This is a genomic window from Streptomyces sp. NPDC057623, assembly GCF_042800355.1.
Taxonomy (GTDB): Bacteria; Actinomycetota; Actinomycetes; order Streptomycetales; family Streptomycetaceae; genus Streptomyces.
Map to the genome: position 1 here is coordinate 1 of NZ_JBHVGZ010000148.1, position 3,697 is coordinate 3,697.

Below are 3,697 nucleotides of genomic sequence, written 5' to 3' on the forward strand. Positions count from 1 at the left end.
GACGACCGTCTTGTCGCCGTACCGCTTCGTCAGCTCACGCGCTTCGATCATGGGAGTGGGCCCTTCCTGCCTCGAACATCGAACCCGTCCGCGGGTTGCGACGTGGTGTCTGCTCTCGAACCTACGAGCCCCGCAGGTCAGGACATTGGGACTGCGGGGGAATCTTCGGTGGCCCACTGGTACCGCGGTACCAGTCGGTGGGTCTTGATCAGGACCGACGTGACCGTCGCCGGGGTGGCTTGCGTGTGTACCCAACGCCACTGGCGACGGTCTCGCTCCGGGCGTCGGATCACGGTTGTGACGGGTGACGAGGGCATCGACCGTCGATCGGGCCGGGGTGCTCGAACAGGCCGCCTGCCCTTGGGAGGCGGGTGCGGAGTTGGGATGGCCACTCCTCCTCGGTCGAGGCCTGCCGTCTGCGTCGCGGCATGCGGCGGCGGGGCGGGTCTGGCTTGACCCGCCCCGCCCTGCGGGGTCGGGGGGTGTGACCCCGCGCTCGCGGCGCCGACCAGGCGGCGATCTTCTGCTTCAGCTGCGTGACCCCGTCCTTGAACTTCCGCCCGGCCTCGGCCCTCTTGTGGTCGCGCCGCTCCTTCGCCTCCTCCCTCCTGATCCGTTCGGCGGCCTCCTTCATGGACTTGAGCTCGGTGCGTACCGTGTCGCAGGGACGGCGTTCGAGGACGGCGTCGTAGCGCATGGCCAGCAGGTCCAGGGTCTCTGGGGTGTCCTCTCGGACCTCGGCGAGGATCGCGGTGCCGCCGGGCGGCATGTGCCGGGTGACCAGGGCGACGGTGCCCGTGGCCTTCTCGGCCCGCCTGTAGTCGTAGCCGCTGCCGACCACCGCGCCGACGCCCCAGCCGAGGTCCAGGTCAAAGGCGCCCTCGGTTGCCGCAGCCCACAGGCGAATAAGCGCGAGGGCGCGCCGCCGGTTCTCCTTCCTGGTGCTGGTTCGGCGTACGCCTCGACGGTGACCTGCTCGCCGGGACGGCTGACGTGCCATGGGAGCCCTGGTGCCCGAAGGCGTGACGGCGACTCGTCGTCACGCCTTCGGAAGCGTCTATCCGCGCAGGGCCCCCCACTCGACCCTGGCGTAGATCTGGTCGGGGGTGCCGACGATCGCGCTCGACAGGACCTGCCCGCCCTGGTTGCGGCACTTCCGCTCGGTCGCCCCCATGTCGGCCGACGCCTCGCCGATGGTCGCGCGGACGGGGCCGTTGACGTACCGGACATCCCGGGCCTGCGCCGGTGTGGCGACGGCGACCAGTGCGGCGACGGCGACCAGTGCGGCGACGGTCGCCGCGAGCAGTGTGACCGCTGTCGCCCGGCGAGGCGTTCGCTGCTTTGTCCAGGGCCGGTTCTTCGCCGTTTCGGCAGTCGTGCTTCCTCCGTACTCAAGGCGGGTGCCAGTACCCTTGGCCACTCTGTGGGACATTCCGTCACAGAGTGGAGGTGGTGGGTCGGTGGATCTTCCGGTCTGCCTGTGAACAGAGACGCACCTCCGCCGTCCCCTTTGGCTCAACTCGCCATCCCCTGCCGGCCCTCGGCGGCGACAGGGAACCGACGGGGAGTCGCACATGTACCGCGCGAGAGTGGCGACGAGTCGCGGGCTCGGGTCCCAGTCGCTTCGGTGTCGGGATGAGGAACGGCGCCACTGTTCGACCTGCTGCCGGGAATCGGCCTGACGAGGCCCACCAGGACGACCGGCGCGAGCTGCTGTGGGGGCGGCACGTCTTGCGGGGACTTCGGCCCGCCGGGGCCATGTGTGCGGCTTCTGTGAATCTTGATGTCTCACACTTCTCCTGGGGTGCCGTGAGCTGGGAGGTTGTGACGCACACAGGCTGCTGTGCAGCCGCTGGACTCCTCACCCCCCACGAGGCGTTGACCCATGGCAAGCCCTTCGCGCACGGCAAGCGCGCGATCATTTTCTCGGCGTCGGTCGGCCCGGTATCGGCCGTCGTGTCTCCACCTGGCACCGCGAAAGCACCACGGTCGGACCCGAGCGACGAATCCGTCATCCGGAGCGTCACCGGTTCCCGGTGGCGGACGCGTCGGGCCTGCCCTGCCGACGGGTACGGCCCGGGGCGGTAGCGCGGCGGGCGTGCCACCGGGCCCGTATCCGGCGAGGCCCCTGGTCGGCTCAAGAGCCGACCGGCTCCCGGCTCGCGCGAGTCGAGGCACCGAAGCCATGGCACAGGCAGGACAGGTCACCTGACCAGTCGTCCGTGACGGGCGCCACCGTGCTGGGCGGCACGACGCGATCCACGGGTGCCGGGCCGGGGCGGCGCGCCGCTGCCCGGGCCTTGGCGGCGAGAGGCCCGGCGGGGCGCCGAGGCGCACCGACCCGGCTGTCCCCGTCCGCCGGCGAGCGACCCGCCCGCGCGACCTTCCTTGTGCGTCCTGCGCGGCGAATCCCTCGCGCATCGGTTCCTCCGTCCACCCGGTTCCTGTTCGCCGGTTCCTCCGTTCGTTCGGCATCTCCGTTCGTTCGGCTCCCCCGTTCCCATCGAAACGATGTGCCGTTCACGAGGCACGACCAGCTAGGAGTAAGCCCATGGCATCTGCCCGATATCTGGTGACGACGGCTGTGGTGGCATCTCTTGTGACGGGATGCACCACTACCGACGACGAGGCGTCCGACGGGTCGGACTACCCCTCGGGTTCCATCACCATGACCGCGGGAGCGGACCCGGGCAGCGGTTTCGACCTCACCATCCGCTCGGTGGTCGAAGCGCTGAAGAAGGAGAAAATCGTCGATGTCCCCCTTCCGGTCGAGAACCGTCCGGGGGCGAGCGGAGCCGTCTGGCTCGCGCAGATGGTCGAACGCCACAGGAAGGCGGACGACGAGATATCCGTGACGTCGCTGTCGATGATGGCCAACGAGCTCAAGGGCACGTCGAAGTACGGGTACAAGGACGTCACCATGCTGGCCCGTTTGATGACGGAGTACTACGTCGTCGTGACCGCCGCCGACTCTCCGTACAAGGACGTCGGCTCCGTGCTGTCGGCTCTGCGGAAGAAGCCGGACTCCGTCACGGTCGGCGCCGCGTCCGACGACCAGGTCCCCTTCGGCCTGCTGGTGTCGGCGGCCGGTGCCGACCCCAGGAAGGTCAAGTACGTGGAGTACCAGGGTGGCGGGGACCAGACCACCGCCCTGCTGAACGGGGACGTCGACGTCGCCATCGCCGGTGTCAGTGAGTTCTCCGCCGTCCTGAAGTCCGGCGACCTCAACGGGCTGGCCGTACTGAGCGAGAAGCGGCTGCCCGGACTGGACGTGCCCACCGCCGCTGAGCAGGGATACAACGTCACGCTGGCCAACTGGCGGGGCATCTACGGTCCTCCGGACATGCCCGCGTACGCGGTGAAGTACTGGCAGGACGCCCTGAAGCGGGCGGTGCGGAGCGACACATGGAAGCGCATCGCCAAGCGCAACCAGTGGAACACGACCTTCATGACCGGGGACACGCTCTCCGCGTTTCTGGCACAGACCCAGGCTTCGGTGCGCAAGGGCCTTCAGGAGACGGGACAGCTGTGAGCACGCCGCCCGACGAGTCCTGGTCGCGGCCGCACCGTGCGGACGTCACGGCGGGTCTGGTCGTCGCGGCGGCCGGGGTCGGGCTCTTCCTGGCGGCGTTTTCTGCGTAATCGCTGGAAGAGGGGGTCAGAAACGGCGGACCCCTAAGTCTCTCCGGGAAGGGTA

Annotated in this window: 3 protein-coding genes; 1 reads left to right on the plus strand and 2 read right to left on the minus strand. The window is 69.3% G+C overall.

Going from position 1 to position 3,697, the window contains the following annotated elements:
* Nucleotides 1-289: 289 nt before the first annotated feature.
* Together ACFU95_RS50510 and ACFU95_RS50515 are read right to left on the minus strand one after the other, a co-directional pair.
* Nucleotides 290-1,000, minus strand: coding sequence for a hypothetical protein (locus ACFU95_RS50510; protein WP_383844564.1), 711 nt, complete (start codon nt 998-1,000; stop codon nt 290-292).
* Nucleotides 1,001-1,057: 57 nt separating this feature from the next.
* Entirely contained in the window at nt 1,058-1,420 is a 363-nt protein-coding gene (locus ACFU95_RS50515) for a hypothetical protein (RefSeq protein ID WP_383844567.1), read from the minus strand.
* A 1,131-nt stretch (nt 1,421-2,551) separates the two neighbouring features.
* Between ACFU95_RS50515 and ACFU95_RS50520 the strand changes: the two genes are divergently transcribed.
* Nucleotides 2,552-3,532: a tripartite tricarboxylate transporter substrate binding protein gene (locus tag ACFU95_RS50520; RefSeq protein ID WP_152172899.1), complete on the plus strand. Its 981-nt coding sequence runs from the start codon at nt 2,552-2,554 to the stop codon at nt 3,530-3,532.
* The last annotated feature ends 165 nt before the right edge of the window (nt 3,533-3,697 follow it).